Origin of the sequence: Pseudomonas sp. (assembly GCF_049645325.1) — a bacterium.
GTDB lineage: Bacteria > Pseudomonadota > Gammaproteobacteria > Pseudomonadales > Pseudomonadaceae > Aquipseudomonas.
Genome location: NZ_JBARTQ010000038.1, coordinates 1 through 2,448, shown reverse-complemented (window position 1 = coordinate 2,448; position 2,448 = coordinate 1). Strand labels below are relative to the sequence as shown.

General features: G+C 57.3%; 2 protein-coding genes and 2 tRNA genes. 1 reads left to right on the top strand and 3 read right to left on the bottom strand.

Translation table 11 applies throughout. The annotated features are described in order from the left end of the window. The first annotated feature begins 2 nt into the window (after positions 1 to 2). A complete protein-coding gene (locus WBB95_RS01520; protein WP_424485977.1) occupies positions 3 to 308 on the top strand; it encodes an Arc family DNA-binding protein in 306 nt (101 codons plus the stop codon). Positions 309 to 424: 116 nt separating this feature from the next. Here WBB95_RS01520 and mgtE read toward each other — a convergent pair whose 3' ends face one another. The 3 genes from mgtE to WBB95_RS01505 form a co-directional block, all read right to left on the bottom strand. Further along, on the bottom strand, positions 425 to 1,867 hold the full coding sequence (mgtE, locus tag WBB95_RS01515; RefSeq protein ID WP_424485976.1) for a magnesium transporter: 1,443 nt from the start codon (positions 1,865 to 1,867) through the stop codon (positions 425 to 427). A gap of 349 nt (positions 1,868 to 2,216) precedes the next feature. Further along, positions 2,217 to 2,293: transfer RNA gene (locus WBB95_RS01510), tRNA-Arg, on the bottom strand. Positions 2,294 to 2,365: 72 nt separating this feature from the next. Continuing rightward, positions 2,366 to 2,442: transfer RNA gene (locus WBB95_RS01505), tRNA-Arg, on the bottom strand. Positions 2,443 to 2,448: the final 6 nt, after the last annotated feature.

Here is a 2,448-nt window from a genome sequence, read left to right as displayed (position 1 = left end):
CAATTTATTCCAGCCGTACGGCTGACAAGTTCGTCGTACGTCTGCCAGACGGAATGCGGGAACGCATTGCCGAGGTGGCTCGCAATCATCACCGCAGCATGAACTCCGAAATCATCGCGCGCTTGGAACAGAGCCTTATTCAGGAAGGTGCGCTGGGCGAAGAGTTGAGCATGCGCCTGGACAGCCCCGAGCTGTCACTGCACGAACGCGAACTGCTGCAGCGTTTTCGTCAGCTCTCCCACCGCCAGCAAAATGCTCTCGTCTCGCTTATCGCGCACGACGTTGAGGCGGCCGCAGAAGCCAATTGATCTGCAACTGAAAGCCGAAGCCAGCCATGTGCTGGCTTTTTTTTGCCTGCGATTTGAGAAAGGAAAGCCGGTGAGAAGAGGCAAGGCGGGAGCAGATTTGCCCCCGCCAGAAGGGATCAGAGCAGAAAGATGGTCGCCAGCCCCAGGAAGATAAAGAAGCCGCCACTGTCGGTCATGGCAGTAATCATCACGCTGGCGCCCATTGCCGGGTCGCGACCCAGGCGCGCCAGGGTCATGGGGATCAGCACGCCCATCAGCGCCGCCAACAGCAAGTTGAGCGTCATGGCGGCCGTCATCACAACGCCCAGCGACCAACTGCCATACAACAAATAAGCCACCACACCGATCACGCCGCCCCACACCAGCCCGTTGATCAGGCCCACGGCCAACTCTTTGCGTAACAGGCGTGAGGAATTGGCAGTACTCACCTGATCGAGTGCCATTGCGCGCACGATCATGGTGATGGTCTGGTTGCCCGAGTTGCCGCCGATACCGGCCACGATTGGCATCAGTGCCGCAAGTGCAACCAGCTTCTCGATTGAGCCCTCGAACAGCCCGATCACGCGCGAGGCAATAAAGGCGGTAATCAGGTTGACTGCCAGCCAGGCCCAGCGGTTATGCAGGGAACGCCAGACCGACGCAAAGATGTCTTCCTCTTCACGCAAACCCGCCATGTTGAGAACTTCGGTTTCACTCTCTTCACGAATCAGGTCGACCATTTCATCGATGGTCAAACGGCCGATCAGCTTGCCGTTCTTGTCGACCACCGGTGCCGAGATCAAGTCATAACGCTCAAAGGCCTGGGCAGCCTCGTAAGCGTCTTCATCCGGGTGAAAGCTCACGGTGTCGCTGGCCATCAGATCCGCAACTTTCTTGTCCGGATCGTTCACCAGTAAACGCTTGATCGGCAATACGCCCTTGAGAATGCCTTCGTAGTCGACCACAAACAGCTTGTCGGTGTGGCCGGGCAATTCTTTGAGGCGGCGCAGGTAACGCAACACCACTTCCAGGCTGACGTCTTCGCGGATGGTGACCATCTCGAAGTCCATCAGGGCGCCGACCTGATCCTCGTCATAGGACAGCGCGGAGCGCACTCGCTCACGCTGCTGGCCGTCCAGGGCTTCCATCAGCTCATGGACAACGTCACGGGGCAGCTCGGGGGCCAGGTCAGCCAGTTCGTCGGCGTCCATCTCCCTGGCCGCCGCCAGAAGCTCGTGATCGTCCATGTCGGCGATCAGGGTTTCACGGACCGAGTCAGATACTTCGAGGAGAATGTCGCCGTCGCGGTCGGCCTTGACCAACTGCCACAGGGTCAGTCGATCATCCAGCGGCAAGGCTTCAAGGATGTAGGCAACGTCGGCGGAGTGAAGGTCATCGAGTTTGCGTTGCAACTCGACGAGATTCTGCCGGTGAACCAGGTTTTCGACGCGGTCGTGATTCGGACCTTCCTGGCGATGCGTGAGGTCTTCGACCACACGCTGGCGCTGCAGCAGCTCGATGACTTGAGCGAGGCGATCCTGCAGGCTGTCTTGTGTTTTCTTTACTTCTACTTCGGTCATAGGCGAACTCCACTCCCAGCAGCGGGGCACGCCGGAAGGATCAATCAGTCAATTCATGATTGGTAAAGCGGGGTACTGAGTAACTACTGGGTAAGTCCATGGAGGTATTCCACAAGCCCCGGCGGGGCTGACGGGCGCAATGATACACGCTGCGCGCGCTTTAAACGTTAAAAAACTGGAAAGAACAAGCGCTTGCGAGCCAAAGCTGAGCATTGGCTGCATCTATGAACTGCGACGACGCAGCGGAGGGGGAAAACACATGGGCCACGAGAAAAGACCAAAGCCGGGATAAATCCTACCCAAACCCCAGACGGCAAAAAGCCCGCACTAGGCGGGCTTTTTGTTTGTATGGTGCACTCGACAGGATTCGAACCTGTGACCGCTCGGTTCGTAGCCGAGTACTCTATCCAGCTGAGCTACGAGTGCAGATTGTGTTTTTAGACCAGATCACAACTGGTTGAAGCCGAATCACCTGCATTGCTGCAACTGACTCTTAAATGGTGCACTCGACAGGATTCGAACCTGTGACCGCTCGGTTCGTAGCCGAGTACTCTATCCAGCTGAGCTACGAGTGCATTTGT

What these genes read in the sequence shown, in the direction of transcription:
- mgtE (WP_424485976.1), bottom strand. Translation starts at nt 1,867, where the DNA reads ATGACCGAAGTAGAAGTAAAGAAAACACAAGACAGCCTGCAGGATCGC.